Here is a 22,367-nt window from a genome sequence, read left to right on the forward strand (position 1 = left end):
GGACGGGTAAGCATTCAGCTACCACGGTCGTGCTGGTATGCTTACCGCCCTTTTCTAGGCAGAAAACAATCCACGAGAGGGCAGCGGGAATATTTATGGTCTATAATTTTTTATTGTTGCTGGTTTTGGGCAGTATTTTTGGCGTTGTGGTTTTGAGTTCCCTACGCAGGCAACAAGTTAGAAAACGTTTGGAAGATGCGTTTTATGAAATTTTAGAGCGCCACAATGGAAAAATTACGCTTATCCAACTGACCGCCAAAGCCCGGGTAGAACCGGAGGTTGCCAGCCAGTTTTTAGAACGTCAAGCTCAAATATTTTCTGCCCGGTTGGATGTGGATGAAAACGGTACAATGATTTATTATTTCCCCCAAATTCAGTAATATCAAATATTGCTATTGGCCTTTTTACGTCGTTTAAAAAATATTCTTTCACTCACCAGAAAAATATATGTTGGTTCGAGACCTTGGGGAAAGAGCGCTTTTACAAAAGTTACACCAATATGGCCAACCAGAGATTATTGGGGATGATGCGGCCATCGTATCCCAAGTCCCCCGCGGGGGATACCACCTGGTGGTGACCACCGATATGTTGGTCGAGGAGGTTCATTTTAGCGATCGCACCACCAATCCTGAAGATGTGGGATGGCGCGCTGTTGCTGCCAATTTCTCTGATTTGGCGGCGATGGGGGCGATGCCAGCGGGCATGACCGTAGGGTTGGGGGTGGCTGGAGAAACGCCCCTAACTTGGGTGGAAGGAGTGTATCAAGGCATCAGCGAGTACCTGCAAAAATACCAAACCCCCCTCCTTGGCGGCGATGTGGTGCGTTCTACCCAGAGAACCCTCGCCATTACCGCTTTTGGTGAAGTGCATCCCCAACGTAGCATTCGCCGTTTTTGCGCTCAACCGGGGGATGCGATCGCGGTCACTGGCTGGCATGGACTTTCCCGGGCTGGTTTGGAATTGCTGCTAGATCCCCAACGGGAGCGTTCGTTTTCCCAGACAGAACGCAACTTACTGGTTACCGCCCACCAACGCCCGCAAGCGAGGTTCGATGTTTTGCCTGTGTTGCAGAACCTGTTAGACGACCCTTGGCGCATCGCGGGCATGGATAGCAGCGATGGTTTGGCAGATGCCGTTTGGCAAATCTGTCAGCTAAGTCAAGTAGGTGCGCGTTTGGACCGCCAAAACATTCCCGTTCCAGAAGCACTCTGGCAAATGGCTACCCCGGAAGTGGTTTGGCAGTGGATTTTGTACGGAGGAGAAGACTTTGAGCTAGTCTTGTGTCTGCCCCCGGCGAGAGCCACCACCTTGGTATCGCAACTGGGGGCACCGGCTGCCATTATTGGCGAAATTACCAGCGAACCTGGCATCGTTCTTGGGGATAGCAGCCACAGCTACAGCGAACAGACGCTCTGTCCCAGCAGTAGCTTTCAACACTTTCATCCCCCCCCGCAATAAGATAAAAGAAGTGACAAGCGAATCGAAGCAAAGGGTCTCCACCGCTATGCTTGTCACTTCACAGTCAACTCTCTAGCCAGCCCATTTTTGGGCAACGAGTTCTGCCAAATCGAGAACCCGCTGGCTGTAGCCCCACTCGTTGTCGTACCAGGCAACCACTTTCACCATATCGCCATCGAGCACCATGGTCAGGCTGGCATCCACGATGGAAGAAGCATTGTGACCGCGATAGTCACCCGAGACCAAAGGCAGGTCGCTGTACTCCATAATTCCTTTGAGTTCGCCTTCAGCGGCTTCTTGCAGCGCTTCGTTCACTTCTTCAACAAACGTTTTTCTTTCTACCTGGGCGACAAAATCAACCACGGAAACGTTTGGTGTTGGCACCCGGAACGCAACGCCATTGAGCTTGCCTTCCAATTCGGGAATGACCAAAGCCACCGCTTTTGCCGCTCCGGTGGTGGTGGGCACAATGTTGAGAGCGGCAGCACGAGCGCGACGCACATCTCGGTGGCTGGCATCGAGCAGGCGCTGGTCGCCGGTGTAGCTGTGGGTTGTGGTCATGGTGCCTTTCACAATGCCGAATCTTTCGTGCAGCACCTTGACAACGGGGGCTAGGCAGTTGGTGGTACAGCTGGCATTGCTGACGACGGGGGTATTTTCATGGGTATAGTCTTTGTCGTTGACCCCCATGACATAGGTTTGAATATTGCTGCTTTTGCCAGGAGCGGTAATCAGGACTTTTTTCGCCCCGGCATCAATGTGTTGGGAGGCACCATCGTATTTCACAAAAACCCCCGTCGATTCCACGACGAGGTCGATGTTCCATTCCCCCCAGGGAAGGTTAAGGGGGTTGCGGTCGGAGACGCATTTAATGGTGCGACCGTTGACAATTAAGGAATTTTCGTCGCAGGTGACATCGGCATTGAGGGTGCCTAGGGTGGAATCGTATTTCAGTAAGTGGGCGTTGGTTTTGGTATCGGATGTATCGTTGATGCCAACAATATCAAGTTGGCTATTTTCGCGTTCTAACCAGCAACGGAGAAAATTACGTCCTATGCGGCCAAAACCGTTAATCGCAACTCTAATCACGTTAGACCTCCTCAGGTTGGCATTCGGTAGCTTCGGGGAAGGCAAAAGGTTTTGCTATATGGATGGGTGGTTGCTGTTTCCCTTAGAAACGAGAAGAACTTGGCCAAATAGGGCTAGCCTTCTTGGCAACCAGCTACGCAGGCACCCAAATGGGAACCGAGCCGTTGAGAAAAGCGACCGGTCGTCAGTCTACCACGGTTGTTGGGTCAATCCGCGCAGGCGTAGAGCTTGGGAGAATCGCTTTTCGTTGGCCATGATGGGATGGAAATGCAAAAATCCATCTTTTTCTACGGTATTGGGGACCCAATTGAGCGCCTCATAATGCCCCCAATCATATCGTAAAGACCGGACAATTTAAACTTTTTTTAGGTTTTCAAATGGGCGGAAAATTGCTTGTCAAAAGGTCGCGGGGGCGATTTGGGCGCGGAATTTCTGATATAGACCTCAGAAACTGCGATCGCGGCGGGTGGACGTTCACCCACAGAAGGTTTGGTAAAGCTGGTGGGTGGCGATATAGTCGGCAACGGCTGCGGGAACTAATGATTGTAGCGGCTGCCTCTGGTAGACGGCTTGGCGTACTTGGGTAGCGGAAATCTGGATGGGGGTCATTGCCAACAATTGCCAGTGTAGCGGGATCGATTCTGCTGCTAAGCGATCGCTGGTTTCGCGAGCGATTTGCTGGGCTTGCTGTGGGGTTTGGGTGGGGAAGCGGGGGGCTACCAACCACCAGCAGCAACGTACTAGTTCCTCGCGGCGGTACCAATGGTGTAGGGTTTGCAAGGTATCCGTGCCCACAATCCAATACCACTGGGCGTTGGGGGATTGTTTTTGCAGTTGTGCCCAGGTATCGGCACTGTAGGTAATAGCGGTGCTTTCTGCTTCAATGGTACAGATGGTAGAGATGGGATCGCCGGCGATCGCGCGTTGCAACATAGCCAGGCGATGGGTCCATGGGGCTAGGGGGCGATCGCTTTTGTGGGGAGGAGACCCCGCCGGGAGCCAAAGCAGCCGATCCAATCCCGCTTGTGCTTGGGCGGCGGCTGCTAAGTGCAGGTGCCCCCAATGTACCGGATCGAACGTTCCTCCCAAAATACCAATTTTTTGCGCCATACACCGTTGCTTGGGAAATTTTCAATCCCCCCTGGGGAATTTTGGGGAACAATTTTTCGGAAAAAATCGTTTTTCGGCCGAAAAAAAAGTGCATATATCGCCGAAAATGTTCTAAGGAATTTATGAAGGTGCTCTGTTGTCCTCTAGGAAGTTCTTTTTGGCTTTTTCTTCCCAATAGCTGTTTGATGTGGTTTGGTGCTGCTACCCGTGCTCCTGTCTCCCCTCCCATTTGCCAACTAGCTGCTAAAGGTGCGCGCAAAAGTTCCCGCTGTAAGTTTTTTCTGGATGCAACCACGCTGGCAAGCCAAATTTTCCACAACCGCATCGGGATTTTACCAGATAGAAGTTTGTTGATATGATATCGCGTGTTATTCACCAGTGGTGTGGTTTGTGAGGAGCCAAGATTAAGATGCCGAATTCTGTTGATTTTAGTGGCAGACCGTTTCATTTCATCGGTATAGGGGGGATTGGGATGTCTGCGGTGGCTTATATTTTAGCGAAACGCCGGTTGCCTGTATACGGATCCGACCTTCGTTCGAGTCATATTACCCAGCGTTTGCAGCAAACCGGTGTTCGGATTTTTTCGCGGCAGGAAGCTGAAAATTTGCACTGGTTTCAAAAAGATGGCATGCGGGAAACCAGTTCCTTGGTTCGGTACCCCAACAATCAGGTGTTCCCTTCCTCTACTGCTAACAGTTTTGCTGCCGCCCAAAATGGCGATCGCCCCCATCCGGAAGCTACCTCTGCTGCGGCCAATGGATGCGCTGCCAGTAAGAGCGTACCGCAAGTGATTTGTTCTTCTGCCATCGATCCCGCCAATGTAGAATACCAAGCCGCCCTTGATTTGGGATGTCCTATTTTTCACCGTTCGGATGTGCTGGCTGCTCTCATGCAGCAGTACGATGCCAGTATAGCGGTTGCTGGCACCCACGGTAAAACCACCACCAGCAGTTTAGCCGGTCACGTGTTGGTGGAAGCGGGATGGGACCCTACCGTGGCCATTGGTGGCGAAGTTCCCACGTGGCAGGGCAATGCTCGCGTGGGCAAGACCCCTTATTTTGTGGCGGAAGCCGATGAATCGGATGGTTCTCTGGTGAAGCTGCAGGCCAAAATTGGTATTATTACCAACATCGAACTGGACCATCCCGATTGCTATCAGAGTTTGGAACAGGTGGTGGCCACATTTCAAACCTTTGCCCACGGCTGCGAGACGGTGGTGGGATGTGCTGATTGTCAGACGGTACGGCAGGCGTTGCCTTCGACGATCGGCTACAGCATTCACCCCCATAGGGGGGCCCATTATACCGTGCAAAATGTCCGCTACAGTGCTACAGGAACAGTGGCTACGGTGCTGGAAGGCGATCGCGTCTTGGGCGAGTTGCAGTTACAGTTGTTGGGAGAGCATAACCTCAGCAATGCCCTGGCGGTGGTGGCGGCGACCCGTCAGTTGGGTTTGGATTTTCCCACCATTGCCGCCGCGATCGCAACATTTGCAGGGGCCAGCCGCCGTTTTGAGATTCGCGGTCAGTACGGTGGTATTTTATTTGTAGATGATTACGCCCACCATCCCAATGAAATTCAAGCGACCCTGGCGGCGGCGCGGTTGCGAATGCAAGAGTTTGACGACCGCAGCGCTACAGACAACCCCGCACAGAACCAACGCCGCTTGATTGCTGTTTTTCAACCCCATCGCTACAGCCGTACCCAACGATTTTTATTAGACTTTGCCCGGGCCTTTAGCGCCGCCGATCTGGCAATTGTTAGCGATATTTATGGGGCTGGGGAAAATAATTTGGAAAATCTGAACGGAGAGTGCGTGACGCAAGCGATCGCACAATATCACGATGGGGTCGAGTACCAACCGTCGCTGGCGGATGTGGTCCGCCGTTTGAAAGAAATTTTGCGTGCGGGGGATGTGGTTTTGTTCCTGGGAGCGGGCAATCTAAACCAAGTCATTCCGGAAATTATGGAGTTTTACCGCTTTTGGGACCGTCCCCCAGCTTCCAGTTCCTACTGCTAGGAAATCGCGATGGCAGAGAAAAGGCTGCTATTGGGACCCCTCTGCTGCCGTATCCAACCGCTGTTTTTTCTGCCCTGGCAGGCAAGCCGGCTTCTTCCAGCCAACGAGCTTGTCAATGGTAATTTGGAAACTTAGAGGTTTGCCTGGATGTAGGGTGCATGCATCAACCTTGATAACCCCATCGAAACACTGTCACACGCTATGGTTAGTTCCGACTCTTCTCTGGACCGTCACGCCAATTCCTTACCTGCAGGGGGAGACCATGCCAACACGTTGGCTTGCCCGTTGATTTGGCTACCCCAACAGCAAGGTGCTATTCAATCCCGTGTTTCCCTGCGCGATCGCACCTCTTTTCGCGTTGGCGGTGAAGCTGAATGGTATACTTCCCCCAGGGATAGGGAGCAGTTGCTGGCTGCTCTGGCTTGGGGGCGATCGCAAGATATTCCCATTACCCTATTAGGGGCTGGTTCCAATTTGTTGATTGGCGATGGTGGCTTACCCGGCTTGGTGGTTTGTACTCGCCATCTAAACGGCGCTCATTTTGATGCGGAAACCGGACAGGTAACGGTAGCTGCCGGTGAATCCCTGGTTCGTTTGGCTTGGCAAGCGGCGAAACTGGGTTGGCGCGGTTTGGAATGGATGGTGGGCATCCCTGGCACCGTGGGTGGGGCCACGGTCATGAATGCGGGGGCACACAACAGTTGCATGGCGGATATTTTGGTGCGGGCGGAGGTGTTGGAACCAGATGGTACTTGCCAAGGGTACGCCCCGACAGATTTAGACTATCAATACCGCCGTTCCATTTTACAAGGAAGCGATCGCGTAGTCACCCAAGCGATCCTGCAGCTACAACCCGGTTTCGATCCCGAACAGGTGGTGGCCGATACCGCCGCCCAACTGCGCCAGCGTCGCCGCAGCCAGCCCTACCACCGCCCCAGCTGTGGCAGTGTCTTTCGCAATTGCTATCCCTATGCCGCCGGTTGGCTGATCGAACAAACGGGGTTGAAGGGCTATCAAATCGGTCAGGCACAAGTCGCCCAACGACATGCTAATTTTATTCTCAATTGTGGGAAAGCTAGTGCCAGCGATATTCTCCGGTTGATTCGCCACGTGCAAGAACAAGTTGCCCACCGTTGGTCCATCAAACTGCAACCGGAAGTGAAAATTTTAGGAGACTTTCCCGACTTGAGCGAACCCACTCAAGTGCTGGTTTGAGCTATCAGCAATCTTTGCCAATCCTCCTGCTTGCCGACTGGCGTACGAGCAGCGTTTACTGGCATATTTTGGGGGGGACAAACGTGCGCAAACTTTCTCCAAAGAAGCGATCGCAGTTCGTTTTTTCCCAATTCTCGGCTCATGATTGTGGGGAATTTAATTTGTTTATTAGCCCGGCGATCGCGCAAGCATTCTGCCAAAATCCAGCTTTCCTAATGCTATAGTTAGAAGTAGTTTTTTCTCCCCAGGCTAGCCCAAAATCCACCCCCCGAATCGGTGGAAAATACACCCTATCCTGGAGAGCCAAAACGGAATCCTGCCAACTTCCTGGCAATTCTTCACCTTTGAGCGATCGACTTGCTTTGAAAGCTGGGGAACATCAAAGGTAGCCTAGAAAACAGACCATTTTTCAACCGTTCGTTTGCGAGTGAAATCATGACACAAGGACAAGGAAAGGGATTTGGCTTCGGTTTGGGCAAAATGAAAGAGCTCACCGAAGCAATCAAGAAAGCCCAACAGGTTCAAGACAAAGCCAAAAACCTGCAAGAAGAACTCGACGAAATGGAGGTAACCGGCGAAGCTGCCGGCGGCATGGTGAAAGTTGTCATGAGCGGCAACCAAGAACCTCGTCGCGTAGAAATTTCGCCAGATGTCATGGGGGAAGGTGCCGATTCCCTATCGAATTTGGTTACCGAAGCACTGCAAGATGCCTACACCAAATCCACCACCACCATGCGCGAACGCATGGAAGAAATCACCGAAGGTTTAAATCTCCCCGGCATGTAACCCAACTGCAGAAGCAAGTTTCCCTGTCGGGTTTCGTGGCGTATTTTCATACTATCTAAACGAAAGGTATGCAAAATACGCCAACTTTGCATTGATTGCATCTCTTTCAAGATACCTGCCCAACTTTCGCTAGCGCCCCTCAGTAAGCCATGACGCCTTCCGAATCCCCACCCCAGGATGTGACAGCACGGGCAACGAAACTACGCCAGCAGCTGCAAGAAGCTAGCTACGCCTACTATGTACTGGACCATCCCACTATGGAAGACGAGGTATACGACCGGCTGTACCGGGAGCTACAATCTTTGGAGGCGCAATATCCCCAGCTGGTTACTCCCGATAGCCCCACGCAACGGGTAGGGGAAAAGCCTGCTACCGAATTTCCCACGGTACAGCACGCCATTGCTCTGTATAGTTTGGAAAATGCCTTTACCATCGAAGAATTTACCGATTGGCAAGGTCGCTGGCAGCGACTGGCGGGTGGAGACGTGCCCTCCGAATACGTTTGCGAGTTAAAAATTGACGGCAGTGCCCTGGCGTTGAGATACGAAAACGGGGTTTTGGTACGGGGGGCTACCCGCGGCGATGGCACGGCAGGAGAAGATATCACCCCCAATATTAAAACCATCCGCACCATTCCCCTGCGCTTGTATGGCAATAACCCACCTGCTTGGGCAGAAATTCGCGGGGAAGCCCTGATTCCCCTGGAAAGTTTCCAGCAAATCAATCAAAAACGACAACATAACGGCGAAATGCCCTTTGCCAACCCCCGCAATGCTGCGGCAGGAACCCTACGGCAACTCGATCCCAAAGTTGTGGCAGCGCGCCGGTTGGATTTTTTTGCCTATACGCTCTATCTACCGACAGAGTACGCTCAAATTCAGACGCAGTGGGAATTGCTGGAATGGCTACAACATTTTGGGTTTAAAGTCAACCCCCATCGGCAACTTTGTAGTTCCGTCTCGGCAGTGGAAGATTTTTACAATCGCTGGGAAAACCAGCGCCACGATTTGCCCTACATGACCGATGGGGTGGTGGTGAAGCTCAACGATATTGCCTTACAAGAGCGGTTGGGGTTTACCCAAAAATTTCCCCGTTGGGCCGTGGCTTTGAAATACCCGGCAGAGGAAGTTCCTACCCAGGTGGTGGGGGTAAGCGCCCAGGTGGGTCGTACGGGGGCACTGACGCCGGTGGCACAGTTAAAGCCGGTACAGCTAGCCGGGACCACGGTTTCCCGAGCTTCTTTGCACAATGAAGACCGCGTGCGGGAATTGGATTTGCATGTGGGGGATACGGTGGTGGTACGCAAGGCTGGGGAAATTATTCCGGAAGTGGTTCGCGTCATGCCGGAACTGCGTCCCGAGGAGGCGCAACCGTACCAGTTGCCCAGTACTTGCCCGGTTTGCGGTTCGGCGGTGCTACGGCCAGCGGGGGAAGCCATTACTCGCTGCATCAATGCTTCCTGCCCGGCAATTTTAAAGGGGTCGTTGCGCCATTGGGCGAGTCGGGAGGCTTTGGATATTCAGGGGATGGGAGAAAAATTGGTGGCACAGCTGGTGAAACGCCGGTTGGTTGCCTCTATTGCCGATTTGTATTTTCTTACGGTGGCGCAAGTGGCGGATTTGGAACGTATGGGGCCAAAGTCGGCTGGGAAATTGGTACAAGCGATCGCGAATTCTAAGGAAAAGCCCTGGTCGCGGGTTTTATACGGTTTGGGCATCCGTCATGTGGGCAGCGTCAACGCCCAACTGCTCGCCCAACGCTTCCCCAGTTGCGAACAGCTAGCAAAAGCTAAGGCAAGCGATATTGAGTCGGTATACGGTATTGGCAGCGAAATTGCCTGGTCGATTTACCAATGGTTCCGTACGCCAGCCAACCAAACCCTCATCGAGCAACTGCAAGCTGCCGGTGTCACCCTTGCCAGCGAACCTCCTGCTGCGGAAGAGCCAGCTTCCTTCAACCCACAACCGTTCCAAGGAAAAACTTTTGTTCTCACAGGTACTCTCCCCACCATGAGCCGTAAAGACGCTCAACGCTTTATCGAGCAACGTGGGGGTAAGGTTACTAGTAGCGTCAGCCAAAAAACCGATTATGTGGTTGTAGGAGAAAATCCCGGTAGTAAACAAAAAAAAGCAGAATCTTTCAGAATTCCCCAACTACAAGAAACCGATTTGCGGCATTTGGCTGACGAAACTACATAGAGCAACAGATAGCAAACCACAATTTATTGGGGAATTTGCAACGGAGACCGGCTGTTTACTTCCACAGGGGTATGCCAGGCTTGACCGTCTAAGGCCATTTTTTCGATGGAGCTGGCCAGGCGCAACGCTTTCAAAGCCGGTTCGCCCCCTACAGAAGGTTGATTACCGCCGAAAACGCAACCTACAAAATGTTCCAACTCCGCATGGAGGGGCTCAATGCGGCTGGTATATACCTTTTCAATCAGACCATCCTGGCGGTACAAAATTTGTCCGTAGTCCGTGGTATAGTTTGCTTGCGTTTGCCGGTGAATAAGAATTTCGTTGTTGAGAAAATCAGCTTCTGTCAGCGAATTTTTACAATGGGCAACGATACGACGGAGTTTGCGATGCGTTACTTTGCTGGCGGTGAGCGTAGCGATCGCACCATTGGCAAATACCAAGGTAGCCGTTACATAATCCAGATGTCCGGAACTAGTCACTTGATTGCCGCTGGCAGTGAGTTTCACCACGTTCGAGTTGCCATTTAACTCCAACAGCAAGTCAATATCGTGGATCATCAAATCCAAAACCACCGACACATCGTTGGCTCTAGCGGAATAAGGGCTGAGGCGATGGGCTTCCAGCGCCAGCAACTCTTCGGTTTTTAAAACTTTACTCAGCTCGGAAAAAGCCGGATTGAAACGCTCGATATGACCCACTTGCAGGATGCAGTTGGCGTCAGCGGCAGCATTCACCAAAGATTCGGCTTCGGCAATGCTCGCAGCAATGGGTTTTTCAATGAGAATGTGAACCCCCGCTTGCAGGCAAGTCATGCCCACGCTGTGGTGGGCGCGAGTGGGAACGGCTATGCAAACTGCTTCCACGTGGGGCAACAAATCTTGGTAGCTTTCAAAAAAGCGGACACCGTATTTGCTAGCGGTCTCCAAACCGCGTTCCACATTGATATCTGAGATCCCCACCAGTTCCACCTCTTTGAGAAGGCTAAGAACTCTGGTGTGATGCTGCCCCATATTGCCAACGCCAATGACGCCCATGCGGATGGGTCGGTGTCTGGACTCGCCAATTCCGGAGCTTGCAGACTTAATTGTTCGATTTGGCATTCTTAAATGCTTCTCCTCAACCACCACACAGGAGGTAGTAAGCCACCACCTCAAACCACCCAGATAGTATCACACCGGATTTCGGATTCTAAGAAACGGCTATGGCGATGGTCTTGGTAGAGCAGTCTTCAAGGCACCCTTCCTAGGACCAAAAACCAACCGAATTTGATGGCAGGTTAGTGTTCGAAAACGTCTTTGTATTGTAATAAATCCAGCGTGACCAACGTGGGCAAACACTGAAAGCATTCCTGGGCAATGGAATAGCGTTCTTCCCGCGCCAGCATGGAGGTTAGTTTGTGTCGCAGGGGAATTAGATAGCGTACGTCGTTGGCGGCGTATTGCAGCTGCTCTTCCGAAAGATTTTGCGGGTTCCCCCAGTCGGAACTTTGGGCGCTTTTGTCCAATTCCACGTTTTCTAATTCCTGTACCAAAGCTTTTAACCCATGTTGGGTGGTATAGGTACGCGCGAGTTTGCTGGCAATTTTGGTGCAAAATACTGGGAAAACGGAAATATTGAGATGGTGGCGCAGGGTAGCCAGGTCAAAACGGGCAAAATGGAATATTTTTAACGCTGAGGCTGCGGTTAGCAGATGCTGCAGGTTGGGGGCTTGGGTTTGACCTTTCTGAATGCGAACGGCGGTGACTTCTCCGGCGGCGTTGCACAGTTGTACCAAGCAAAGGCGATCGCGGTGGGGGTTCAATCCCATGGTTTCGGTATCCACCGCAATCTCTTCCGCTTCCAAATAGCGTTTGAGGGTGCCCTCGTCTAAATCGCGATCGCAAACTTGAAAATTTAGCATGGTCGGTATGAATTGGTTGGACAAGTGCTAAACTTTCCATCTTAGCAATTAAAGTTCCTTGCCTTGCAAGTATTTGGCGGCGGCTTGCACGTCTTTATCTCCCCTGCCAGAACAGTTGATGACGATCCGTGGGTTGCCGGAAAGCTGCGGGCATAAGGTTTCCAAATAAGCGATCGCATGGGCAGTCTCCAACGCCGGAATAATCCCCTCCAAGCGGGAAAGACGCTCAAACGCTTCCAACGCTTCGGCATCGGTGACGCTGTAATATTCCCCGCGACCGCTATCTTTCAAATAACTATGTTCCGGTCCAACACCAGGATAATCCAAACCAGCACTGATCGAATGAGCTTCCCGTACTTGACCGGCATCGTCTTGCAAGAGATAGCTCATTGCCCCGTGGAGAATCCCCCGTTTCCCCTTCGTCAGGGTCGCGGCGTGTCGTTCCCCTTCCAGACCTTCACCGGCAGCTTCCACACCAATCAAACGTACCTGGGGATGCCCGACAAACTCGTAAAACAATCCCATTGCGTTAGAACCACCGCCAACGCAAGCCAACAAAATATCCGGTAGCGATCCCCACAACTGCTGGCATTGGTGGCGGGTTTCCTTGCCAATCACCGTTTGAAAATCCCGAACCAGCGCTGGATAGGGATGCGGACCAGCCACAGAACCGATAATATAGTGGGTATCGGTTACGTTGGTTACCCAATCGCGAATGGCCTCGGATGTGGCATCCTTGAGGGTACCATTGCCAGTTTCCACCGGGCGCACTTCTGCCCCCATCAGTTCCATGCGAAAGACATTCAAGGCTTGACGTTCCATATCTTGAACGCCCATATAAACCACGCACTGCAAGCCAAAACGGGCGCATACGGTCGCCGTGGCAACACCATGCTGACCAGCCCCGGTTTCGGCAATAATGCGTTTTTTGCCCATACGTCTGGCTAGCAAGGCTTGAGCAAGGGCATTGTTAATTTTGTGGGCACCAGTATGGTTGAGGTCTTCCCGTTTGAGATAAATTTGCGGTCCGCTACCATCGGCGCGGGCATATCGTTCGCTGAGGCGGCTGGCAAAATACAAGGGGGTCGGTCTGCCCACGTAATCGCGCAGCAGTTGCTGCAGTTCGCTTTGGAAGGATGGTTCTTGGGTGTATTGGCGATAGGCACTTTCCAATTCGGCGAGGGCAGGCATTAAGGTTTCGGGAACGTATTTGCCGCCGAACTGACCGAAGCGCCCCAGGGCATCGGGATATTGGTTGTTATTTGAGGCTTTGGTGTTTTCGGAAGTTGTAGTCACGATTGATTAAAAAAAAACTTGGCAAACAAGTTCCATTATAAAGGGGCTGTTCCAGTCATTCTAAAGGGAAATTGGATGGGCTCATGTCCTGGAAAATACAGGAGGGGAACATGGATACGAAAGAATGGGATTTGTAGGCTTGGTTCTGGTTTGCTTTTCCCGATGGTAGGGTCTGGAAATTGTCTGCTTTGTCAGTTGGGAAAAAGTTGGTAGATGCAACAGAAGGCGCGATCGCTGCAGAGAGATTTTCTACAATGGGTAGCGTTTAATCGTCATCGTCATCGTCGTCATCGTCATCGTCGTCATCGTCATCGTCGTCATCGTCATCGTCGTCATCGTCGCAGCCAATATCGCAAATATCGTCAATCCTGCCTTGAGTAACTCCTACCTCTTCATAATCCGCCAGCAAACCGCTGATATCATAAACCGCCATACCGCTAGAAGTGTCAAGATTGAGCGTATACGTCACCTCACCTGGAGGAGCAGCGATCGCAGATGCCAATTGTGAGGAAAACACCCGCAGGCGACGATTCACCACGGCAAAAGCCCCCTGTTTGAAAGAAGCCTGATATGTATTTTCCCGCTGCGGTGAAGGCAGACGTGCGATGGCAAAATCGCTGAGATTTACATCATCCGCATCCTGTAAAAATACTACCCGTGCCTGACTGTAATTACCGGCAGCAACGCCACTCACTCTTGTAAAATAGCTATACATGGGACCATCCAGGTCGATTTCCCGATTTTCGTCGGTATCCTGGGTCACCACCGTACGTAGTACCCCATTTTCCGGCGTATCCGAAAGAATCAGATTAATCAAAGCATGGGTACCCAGCAATTCCGTTTCCGTATAACCGATCGGGCGATTCTGTAGGTCAAACAGACGTACCACCAAGCGGTCTTCTTCTTGCAAGCCACGGATAAATCGAGCCGCTTCCCCAATCTGATAGCGAAAATCGCCCAAGAATCGTTCCCGCATATAGCCTTGGGAAGTTTTCTCGCGCACAGAAAGCCGGGCAATGACGCCGGGCAAAGTAACCCGTTTTTGGCGAACGGCAAGGGTGAACGTACCAGCCTGGGTTTGGTTGGTTTCAATTCGGCGCAAGCTCACCAGACGTTCTTTGCTGATGCGAGAGATATTTTGATAGGCAGAAATTTTCTCTTGGACAATTTGCAAATCTCTATTCTCAGAAAGATCGTAGCGCAACCGGACGACAGCTTTCATGTCTACATCTTCTAAGTTAGTATTTTCGCCCACCACTTCGCGAATTTTGCTGAGGGGAATCTCCTCAAGGGGCAAAAGTTCTTGTCCGGATTCGTTTTCAATCAAGCGAGCGCCGGTGCTATTATAGGCTAGCTGCCAGCGATCTCCTTGGCGCACAAATAGTTGGTAAACCGCATTGGCGTAGGTGGTGGTAGGCTTGTCCAGAACGTGGGTTGCGATCGCGATATTTTGGGTTTGGTTGCTTTCATCCACTAGACGCACCACATTCACCAAAGCATCCCATCCCCGTTCGTCAATTCTAGTACGCGAACGATCGAGCAATTGCGTGGCAGCGGTATCCAACTTCACTATCGACCCCGATTCGTTGGTACGATACACCCACCGCTGTAGGTCTTTTTTGACGATGACCTGCCATCCAGAAACCATTTGTTGGGTGCAGATGGTTTCTTCCTCTGCCAACCCCAGACAGCCATCCGACCAAGTGCGTTTTTCCACCGCTACAATATTAAGGTTGGCACGGGAAACGTTGGTTCTGCGGACAATATCCCGAAAAACGGCATCTACGACAGCAGATGACATGCCGGCGCGGGTTTCTGCCTGGCTGCGTTCTATGGGATTGGCGGTGGCTGGTGGCTGCCAGCTGTATCCGGCTACCAATAAAGAGGCGGCCGCGATCGCACTTGAGGCTTGTTTCCACAGGGGCAACCGGTGGTAAAATCGGGCAAATTGAGAATTTTTACGCATCATTCAATCTACAGAATTGTTGTCGCTTTTGTAGGAATCGAGAACTTCCTGGCTGCTAGACCTCCACACCGACAAGCAGGTTCCCCAATCTCGTTTTCTCGATCGGAAAATCGAACTGGGTCGGTTGGGCAATCGCTTCAAATTGTTGTAGGATGGGTAGCAAGGGTTGGATAGGAATTTCTATCTGAAAGTTCTGAAAAACCTGATAAAACTATATCAAAAATTAATTTCATCGAAGTCTTTATAGGGATAATGTCTGCATCGAAGAAGAAGAAAACCCCATCAAACAATCGTTACGCTCACCAAGAGTTTGGTACCAGCCCGGAAGCGCTGCAGCGTGCGGAGGTTAATCTATCTCCATCGGAGCAAGATATTCGCGTACAAGTTTCTCGTAAGGGGCGTAAGGGGAAATCGGTGACGGTTATCAGTGGATTTCAAATGTCGGCGGAACGGCTGAAGGCACTGGCGAAGGAACTCAAAACTCAATGCGGAACTGGCGGTACGGTGAAAGAGAAAACCATTGAAATACAAGGGGAACATCCAGAAAAGTTGGTGGAGATTCTGACTGGATGGGGATATAAGGCGAAGCAAAGTGGTGGATCTTAAGTATAGAAATTATCCAATCATCATCTAAAAACCATCTTTCCACCGGCAGAAGTGATAAAAACTATCTCCCATGATAGAATATACTTCATGGCTGCTTGGCTGCAACCAATCATTTTGTTATACAAGTTAAATCTCTTGGGGAGGTGTTGGCGGTAATTTCTAGGTGCGATCGCTGCTTGTAGCATATCTTATCCAACCACCCTCGGTATAGCGAGTAGGATTCGGTATAGTAGGAATAACGATAAAAAAGAGGTAACCCAATGGCCTACGGATTTAGCCACACAAGTAACAATAACTACAAAATCCAGTATAGCGATGAATTTAAGAGCGAACCCATCATGTGGGTATACCGCGAAATTGAACCCGCCAATTGGGAATTTGTAGGCAGCATGAAGTATTTGGGGGTCAACGACCGACGCTACGAAATTTTTAACGATGCTGGCGACAGCTTGGGAACCAAAGAAGAATCTCTTAATGCGGCTCTCTATCGATTGGAAGAACATCTCGATGTAGATTCCCGTCGCTCTCGCATTAACTCCGAACTCGAATGAATGGGAAAATCATACATCATACAGTTGCCAGGAATCTCCATCAAGTATAGACTACCCCCATTTTAGGGACGGTTCTTATCCATCTTGCTACCCACAAAATTGTTGCAAAATATTTGCCGTTTTTTGCCCTGTTTTTTCCCAACTAAACTGGCGAGAACGCTGCAAACCCGCTTCTTGCAAACGCGATCGCAATTGAGAATCAGTCGCGATCGCTTTCATAGCTTCGGCAATTTCTTCGGTTTCGTATGGATTCACCAAAAGCGCCGCATCCCCCGCCACTTCTGGCATAGAAGAAATATTAGAAGTCACCACCGGCGTTCCGCAAGCCATCGCCTCCAAAATTGGCAAACCAAATCCCTCCCACAAACTGGGAAACACCAACGCCAGCGCCTGATTGAGAACTTTTGGCAACTGGTTGTAATCAATATATCCCACAAATTTTACCTGTTGGGAAATTCCCAACGCCTCTGCCTGCTGCCGTAGCTGTAACGTATAGCGAGAATCGTTAGGACCAGCAATCCACAACTGACACTCTCCCAAATTAGCAATTTTGGCAAAAGCTGCGACCAGGCGGGATAAATTTTTATAAGCATCGTGGCGACCAATATAAAAAAAGTAATTCTGCGTCGGCAAATCCAAAAAGCGAAAGTGGCTGGCATCGTAAGCCAGAGGAACCGGGGTAATTTTTTTCGCCGGAATTTGCAAAAAATCGACAATATCCTTGCCAGTTGCCTCCGAATCGCAAATAATATGTTCCGCCTCTCGCAAAACCTGGGGAATATAGTAGCGGTGATAGGGAACCAGGGGAGAGAAACGCCGGGGAAATCGCAGGGGAATCAAATCGTGAACCGTCACCACGTGGCGACAGCTTGACCGCAGGGGCGCTTCTGGAATCGGCGAAAATAACAAATTGGCACGCGATCGCTGGTACACTTGAGGCAAACGAAATTGTGTCCAAAACAGCCGTTTGAGGTGACCCCATTTGCCAGCATCGGGGTTCATATTTGCGGGAACCCGATAGCAGTGGTAACCGGGAATGGTATCGGCAACCAGCAGCGTGGGATTTAAATCCGCCAAATGTGGAAAGATATTTTTGGCATAGGTAGCCAATCCCGTAGGTTTGGGAATTAAAAACGATAAATTAACCAGTAACTCACCCAACAGTCAATTAGCCCCAACGACGCTTGATGTAAAACCCAATACCGGAAAGTTTACCAACTCCCACCTCTTTTTGAAATACCAGCAACCACAAACCGTGGAAAAATAGCCGCAGCAGCCGCCACCAAAACGCAGAAGTCGTAGCGTGTTTTTCTAAAGCTAGCAAGTAACTGGCGGTACTGTGGTGGAACTTGTGGCGAAGGTGGCGGTTTGTAATTTGGGAAGGAAAGTGGTAGATATTGATATGCGGGGTAATACCAATAAGATGACCTTGGTGGCGGTAGCGCTGGCACAGATCGAAATCTTCATAGTATAAAAAATAGTCGGGGTCAAATTGTGGTGGTTCGGGAAATCGTTTCAAATTTACTAGCAAGCTGCAACCGCTAACCCAGTCGCAACGGTAGTAGGGAAGTGGTCGATAGGGGGAGTAGTAGGTGGCTGTGGTGATTTTGCCGGTAGCGGGAGAAAATTTGCCGCCGCCAAACCAAATTTCGCCGTTGGGTTCGTAAATCGTGGTTCCTAATAAAGAAACTTCGGGATGGTCGCGGAAAAATGCCATGGCTTGCATGAGGCTGCCGGGAGGTAGCTGGGTATCGGGATTGACCAACCAAACCAACGCACAGGGGTCGTGGCGTAGGACCCATTCCAATCCTAAATTGCAAGCGGCCCCAAAGCCAATGTTGTCTTGCAGGTAAATGGGAACCAGACAGGGATGGGAAAGGGTGGCAAATTGGTGGTCTTGGGGAGAGTTGTTGACGGCGATGAGTTGGTAGGAAACTTCTCCACAGGCGGGAAGCGATCGCAGCAAATTTTTAATCAGGTCGGTAGAATAGTAGTTAACGGTAATTAGGTAAATCACGCCAATTCAATTTTTGAGTCGTCTCCAATCATAAATCGTAGAGCTTTGGGTCGTCTGGGTGCGACGCATAAATGTGCTTTTCTGCCAATGACGCTATCGACGATGCGTTGGTGAATGCCGTCGATGGTGGCTTGCTGCAGAACCACGCTGTGTTCTAAATCGGCTTCGATGAGGGTGACGCCGTCGGCAATGCTGGTATAGGGGCCGATGAAACAGTTTTCTAGATAGCAATTTTTCCCAATAATGGCGGGGCCGCGAATAGAAGAATTGATAACGCGAGTACCGCTGCCGATTTCCACGCGACCGATAATTTGGCTGCTATCGTCGATTTCCCCTTGGGTGGCTGGGGTGAGTTTGGTATCGAGAATGATGCGATTGGCTTCTAGCAGGTCATCTTTTTTGCCGGTATCCAACCACCAACCGGTTAGTTCTCTGGCTTCCACACGTTTGCCTTTGTTGATGAGGTATTGAATGGCGTCGGTGATTTCTAGTTCTCCCCTGGTGGATGGTTGAATGCTGGCGATCGCTTCGTGGATGGTTTGGGAAAAATAGTACACGCCTACCAATGCTAAATTGGAGGGGGGGTCTTGGGGTTTTTCCACCAATTGCAAGACCCGACCGTCAGGATCCACATCGGCAACGCCAAAGGCACTGGGATTGGATACCCGACGCAGAAAAATTAAAGCGTCTAAGTGTTTTTGGTTGAAGTTATTTAAAAACTCTCCCAGGCCGCCTTCGATAATATTATCCCCCAAATACATAATAAAGGGTGCTTCTTGCAGGAACTCCTGGGCAATTTTGACCGCATGGGCCAGTCCGGCGGGTTCTTCTTGTAAAATATAGGTAATGCTAGCACCGAAGCGATCGCCATTTCCCGTAAGTGATTTTACTTCTTCCCCTGTTTCCGGACTGATAATAATGCCAATGTCGGTAATGCCAGCATCGACAATTTCTTCAATGCCGTACCAAAGAATGGGTTTGTTCGCCACGGGAACCAATTGTTTGGCACCGGTATAAGTGAGCGGACGCAGGCGCGTTCCTTTGCCACCGGAGAGAATGAGTGCTTTCATAGAAGAATAGAAAATAAAAATTAATTTTCTGTGGGGAAGTTTGGCTATCGTTCCTCCCTACAGGCGATCGCTGTTCAGTTTATCGCAAAGCAACCCCAGAGACTAGGGGAGATTGGCAAAAAATCGATTTCCAATTTAACGCTTCGCGATCGCATGCATTACAATTAAGAAACAGGCAATGCTACCTGCTATCCCCATCTTCCCACCATGGCTATCCCATCGGAGCAATTTCGACAAAAAATAACTGTGTTGGGGGTTTCTGATGGCTATGTTTTCTGAATTTCCCATTCCTTCCCACTTCCAACCGGATCGAGTTGGCGCAATTTGGCGGGTTCCCTACCAACAACGCGCCGCGGATGCCGAAGCCTGGTCCCAAAAATATCAAATTCCACCAGCCAAAGAAGATAAATTTCGCACCTGTTTGTTGTTGGTAGACGTACAAAATACGTTCTGTATTCCGGGATTTGGTTTGTACGTTGGCGGCGAAAATGGTAAGGCAGCAATTGAAGACAACCAGCGGCTGTGCGCGTTTATTTATCGCAACTTAGCCAATATTACCACCATTGTTCCCACCATGGATACCCACACCGCCATGCAGGTATTCCATGCCATTTTTTGGGTCAACGATGCCGGGGAACATCCCGAACCGCTAACGGTGATTTCTTGGGAAGATGTTCGCAATGGGGTTTGGCAAGTCAATCCAGCGGTTGCCGACAGCGTGGCGGATGGTGACTGCAACTCCCTGCAAAAAGATGCCATCCATTATGTGGAACAACTGACAGCTGCTGGTAAATATCCCCTAACCATATGGCCGTATCATTCCATGTTAGGAGGGATTGGTCATGCGTTGGTACCGGCGGTGGAAGAAGCGGTGTTTTTTCACAATATAGCGCGTCGCAGCCAAACTCAATTTGAGATGAAAGGTGACAATCCGCGAACGGAGAATTATTCGGTGTTTTCTCCGGAGGTGTTGCAGGGATATGATGGAAGGGCGATCGCGCAGAAAAATACAGCTTTGCTAGCACAATTGTTAGACTACGATGCGATTGTCATTGCCGGGGAAGCCAAAAGCCACTGCGTTGCTTGGACGGTGGAAGATTTACTGGCAGAAATTCAGTCGCGAGATGCCAGTTTGACCAACAAAGTTTACCTGCTTGAAGATTGTACCTCGCCGGTTGTTGTTCCCGATGTCGTCGATTTTACAGCATCAGCGAACGAAACCTTTCAACGTTTTGCTGATGCCGGCATGCATCTGGTGAACTCTCAAGAAAAAATGGCCAATTGGTTGGTAAATTCTTAAATTTCCGTTCTGCGGTAATTGGGTTGCAATAGAATAGAGCCGTAGCTGGGAATTTTAATTTTTAGCTAGTTTCTACTGTTGTTTTTGACTGGGAAATGAGAGAATTAAAGGACCGGAAGAGTTTTCGGGTTGGTCGCAAAAACAATAGTCTTCTACAGCGTCGTCGCCAACGGCAACAATTTTTTTACCTTCAATCGCTACTGTTTCGCCAGAATAATTCTGGCTTAGTTCTTCGTAGTTCTCTTCCAGCCACTGTTGGTCCTGCTGTACGATTTCTGATAGTTGTTGGGGAGTAATATCGCTCATACTGAAAATCACCTCCGATTCAGGTGGGTTTGCGTTTTTCTACTTACCTATTTTGCTTTCACTTCCACTTGTAAAATAACATGCTTGCCTATGATTGCCCAATAAATATTCAACCTTTCCATAGAAATACCTAACAAAAAATTAAGAAATATACTCTTGTAAAAAATCAAACGGATCGTCCTCCCAGCAGGGTGTAGGGAACAAACAGCTTAAGTAACTATTAACATCATCCTGAATTTCTTCGGCATCTTCTCGATTGAATAAGGCGGTTAGAGCTTTTGTATCCCGTTCTCGCAAAGGGGGAAGGGGGGTAGCGTGAGCTTCATCCCGAGGTTTTAAACGAACATATTCCGCTTCTTCGTAAGTTTTGGGTTGGTTGATGGTTTTAGCTGGCTTGGTTTTGGCAATGCGATCGCTAAAGCGTACGAGCTCGACAAAGCTCGGGTCTGGATGCGACTGGGATGAGGGAACAAACATAGCGGTAGAGGAAGAAGATTTGCAGGGAATCTAAGGAATGGAGTCGTTTGCACAATGGCGTATGGGTTGTTTGCAGAAAAATATAGTTGGTTTTATGGATTTTATTCTAGCTTTATATGAAAATTTTGACAGGGAATAGCCTCAGATCGCAAAGAGTTGGTGTTTTCGATCGCACGCAACTGTTTGTTTCCCAAAACCAACTCGTTTCCCGCACTTCACCAATTCGCGCGCGTGTTATAAATCCAGTTCGACCCCATCGTTGTTGCCGCGGTCGTAGAAATGCAAGCGTGCTACCCCAATGACTTGCCAGGGAGATTCTTCACTTGGAGATACACCCACTCTATATAAGTAAACGCCCCCAGTGTCAGGATTGCGTACCGGACGCAAACCAATGGTAACATGGCTACCAGTAAGAACGGGTCGATCGAGAACAACGGTAAAGATGCGTCGATCGCGATCGCGTTTGACAGAGGCAATGGGAATTTCTTCTCCCCTCTCGGAACGGGTTCCTAAAAAGGCCACATGTTTGCCTTGGCGCAACCGTACAAATTCCACCCCTTCCAGTTGTTCTAGCTGTATCTGGCGTAGGGAAGCACCGGCACCTTCCGGTACGCGAATGGTGAAATAATAGGTAGAGGTGGTTGCGTTGCTGTTGTTGTGGGTAGCCACAGCTTCCACAAATCGTGGCGGTTGGATAAAGCGGGGAGGTTGCTGTTGTTGGGATAGAAAAACTGGATTGGTGGATGCCGACAACGTTGATGCATAGCCAGGCAAGATTCCCATAGCTGCGATCGCGAGTGCCACCGACCAGCGATACTTGGAGCAATTTTCCATAAGTTGCTTCCTCCCAAACGGGAATTGGACATAGGGTCCGATTGTTTTTGTCACCCTTTATCTAGATTATCTCGAAGCGCTCCCCCCTGTCGGTGAAATTTAATACTTTGTTTTTGGCTGGCGCTCGCCTGGAAACATATCTTGCCGACAGCGGCCAAAATTTCATTT

At 50.2% G+C, this 22,367-nt stretch carries 21 protein-coding genes; 9 read left to right on the forward strand and 12 right to left on the reverse strand.

Features of this window, described 5'->3' with window-relative positions:
- Positions 1-95 precede the first annotated feature (95 nt).
- Together AS151_RS09305 and thiL are read left to right on the forward strand one after the other, a co-directional pair.
- Positions 96-380: a hypothetical protein gene (locus AS151_RS09305; protein WP_071516771.1), complete on the forward strand. Its 285-nt coding sequence runs from the start codon at positions 96-98 to the stop codon at positions 378-380.
- Between the two features lie 67 nt (positions 381-447).
- Complete coding sequence (thiL, locus tag AS151_RS09310; RefSeq protein ID WP_071516772.1) at positions 448-1,458, forward strand: thiamine-phosphate kinase; 1,011 nt, start codon at positions 448-450, stop codon at positions 1,456-1,458.
- Positions 1,459-1,530: 72 nt separating this feature from the next.
- On the opposite strand, the gene AS151_RS09315 is transcribed toward thiL, so the two are convergent.
- The gene (locus tag AS151_RS09315; RefSeq protein WP_071516773.1) at positions 1,531-2,547 is read right to left on the reverse strand and encodes a type I glyceraldehyde-3-phosphate dehydrogenase; all 1,017 of its coding nucleotides are present in this window, start codon (positions 2,545-2,547) and stop codon (positions 1,531-1,533) included.
- A 474-nt stretch (positions 2,548-3,021) separates the two neighbouring features.
- Positions 3,022-3,657 carry a nicotinate (nicotinamide) nucleotide adenylyltransferase gene (gene nadD / locus AS151_RS09320; protein ID WP_071516774.1) on the reverse strand — a complete coding sequence of 212 codons (636 nt, stop codon included), beginning with the start codon at positions 3,655-3,657 and terminating at the stop codon, positions 3,022-3,024.
- Between the two features lie 409 nt (positions 3,658-4,066).
- On the opposite strand from nadD, the gene murC reads away from it, so the two are divergent.
- From murC to ligA, 4 genes are all read left to right on the forward strand, one after another.
- Positions 4,067-5,677 carry a UDP-N-acetylmuramate--L-alanine ligase gene (gene murC, locus AS151_RS09325; protein WP_071516775.1) on the forward strand — a complete coding sequence of 537 codons (1,611 nt, stop codon included), beginning with the start codon at positions 4,067-4,069 and terminating at the stop codon, positions 5,675-5,677.
- Between the two features lie 201 nt (positions 5,678-5,878).
- Positions 5,879-6,892, forward strand: coding sequence for a UDP-N-acetylmuramate dehydrogenase (murB, locus tag AS151_RS09330; RefSeq protein ID WP_071516776.1), 1,014 nt, complete (start codon positions 5,879-5,881; stop codon positions 6,890-6,892).
- Between the two features lie 435 nt (positions 6,893-7,327).
- Positions 7,328-7,678: a YbaB/EbfC family nucleoid-associated protein gene (locus AS151_RS09335; protein ID WP_071516777.1), complete on the forward strand. Its 351-nt coding sequence runs from the start codon at positions 7,328-7,330 to the stop codon at positions 7,676-7,678.
- A gap of 149 nt (positions 7,679-7,827) precedes the next feature.
- Positions 7,828-9,876: an NAD-dependent DNA ligase LigA gene (gene ligA / locus AS151_RS09340; protein ID WP_071516778.1), complete on the forward strand. Its 2,049-nt coding sequence runs from the start codon at positions 7,828-7,830 to the stop codon at positions 9,874-9,876.
- A gap of 23 nt (positions 9,877-9,899) precedes the next feature.
- Here the strand turns inward: ligA and AS151_RS09345 are convergent, their stop codons facing one another.
- The 4 genes from AS151_RS09345 to AS151_RS09360 form a co-directional block, all read right to left on the reverse strand.
- The gene (locus AS151_RS09345) at positions 9,900-10,976 is read right to left on the reverse strand and encodes a Gfo/Idh/MocA family oxidoreductase (protein WP_071516779.1); all 1,077 of its coding nucleotides are present in this window, start codon (positions 10,974-10,976) and stop codon (positions 9,900-9,902) included.
- 176 nt (positions 10,977-11,152) lie between these two features.
- Positions 11,153-11,776 (reverse strand): ribonuclease H-like domain-containing protein, encoded by a 624-nt coding sequence (locus tag AS151_RS09350; protein ID WP_071516780.1) that lies wholly within the window; start codon positions 11,774-11,776, stop codon positions 11,153-11,155.
- Positions 11,777-11,824: 48 nt separating this feature from the next.
- A complete protein-coding gene (gene trpB, locus AS151_RS09355) occupies positions 11,825-13,072 on the reverse strand; it encodes a tryptophan synthase subunit beta (RefSeq protein ID WP_071516781.1) in 1,248 nt (415 codons plus the stop codon).
- Positions 13,073-13,337: 265 nt separating this feature from the next.
- Positions 13,338-15,041, reverse strand: coding sequence for a hypothetical protein (locus AS151_RS09360; protein ID WP_071516782.1), 1,704 nt, complete (start codon positions 15,039-15,041; stop codon positions 13,338-13,340).
- 249 nt (positions 15,042-15,290) lie between these two features.
- Here AS151_RS09360 and AS151_RS09365 point away from each other — a divergent pair, with 249 nt between their 5' ends.
- Both AS151_RS09365 and AS151_RS09370 read left to right on the forward strand, forming a co-directional pair.
- Positions 15,291-15,644 carry a translation initiation factor gene (locus AS151_RS09365; protein WP_071516783.1) on the forward strand — a complete coding sequence of 118 codons (354 nt, stop codon included), beginning with the start codon at positions 15,291-15,293 and terminating at the stop codon, positions 15,642-15,644.
- A 260-nt stretch (positions 15,645-15,904) separates the two neighbouring features.
- Positions 15,905-16,195, forward strand: coding sequence for a hypothetical protein (locus tag AS151_RS09370; RefSeq protein ID WP_071516784.1), 291 nt, complete (start codon positions 15,905-15,907; stop codon positions 16,193-16,195).
- An 87-nt stretch (positions 16,196-16,282) separates the two neighbouring features.
- Here the strand turns inward: AS151_RS09370 and AS151_RS09375 are convergent, their stop codons facing one another.
- From AS151_RS09375 to AS151_RS09385, 3 genes are read right to left on the reverse strand one after another with little or no spacing between them, the layout of a single operon-like run.
- Entirely contained in the window at positions 16,283-17,359 is a 1,077-nt protein-coding gene (locus AS151_RS09375) for a glycosyltransferase family 1 protein (protein WP_071516785.1), read from the reverse strand.
- Between the two features lie 4 nt (positions 17,360-17,363).
- Positions 17,364-18,212, reverse strand: a complete 849-nt coding sequence (locus AS151_RS09380) for a hypothetical protein (protein WP_071516786.1) — start codon at positions 18,210-18,212, stop codon at positions 17,364-17,366.
- Positions 18,209-19,282: a glucose-1-phosphate thymidylyltransferase gene (locus AS151_RS09385; RefSeq protein ID WP_071516787.1), complete on the reverse strand. Its 1,074-nt coding sequence runs from the start codon at positions 19,280-19,282 to the stop codon at positions 18,209-18,211. Before AS151_RS09385 ends, AS151_RS09380 begins: the two co-directional genes overlap by 4 nt.
- 268 nt (positions 19,283-19,550) lie before the next feature.
- Here AS151_RS09385 and AS151_RS09390 point away from each other — a divergent pair, with 268 nt between their 5' ends.
- Positions 19,551-20,582, forward strand: coding sequence for a cysteine hydrolase family protein (locus AS151_RS09390; RefSeq protein WP_170861357.1), 1,032 nt, complete (start codon positions 19,551-19,553; stop codon positions 20,580-20,582).
- 72 nt (positions 20,583-20,654) lie between these two features.
- Here AS151_RS09390 and AS151_RS09395 read toward each other — a convergent pair whose 3' ends face one another.
- The 3 genes from AS151_RS09395 to AS151_RS09405 form a co-directional block, all read right to left on the reverse strand.
- Positions 20,655-20,888, reverse strand: a complete 234-nt coding sequence (locus AS151_RS09395) for a DUF5678 domain-containing protein (RefSeq protein ID WP_071516789.1) — start codon at positions 20,886-20,888, stop codon at positions 20,655-20,657.
- Positions 20,889-21,029: 141 nt separating this feature from the next.
- Positions 21,030-21,365, reverse strand: a complete 336-nt coding sequence (locus AS151_RS09400) for a hypothetical protein (protein WP_211517565.1) — start codon at positions 21,363-21,365, stop codon at positions 21,030-21,032.
- A 234-nt stretch (positions 21,366-21,599) separates the two neighbouring features.
- Positions 21,600-22,199 carry a DUF2808 domain-containing protein gene (locus tag AS151_RS09405; protein ID WP_071516790.1) on the reverse strand — a complete coding sequence of 200 codons (600 nt, stop codon included), beginning with the start codon at positions 22,197-22,199 and terminating at the stop codon, positions 21,600-21,602.
- Positions 22,200-22,367 lie beyond the last annotated feature (168 nt).

Origin of the sequence: Geitlerinema sp. PCC 9228, from assembly GCF_001870905.1 — a bacterium.
Taxonomy (GTDB): Bacteria; Cyanobacteriota; Cyanobacteriia; order Cyanobacteriales; family PCC-9228; genus PCC-9228.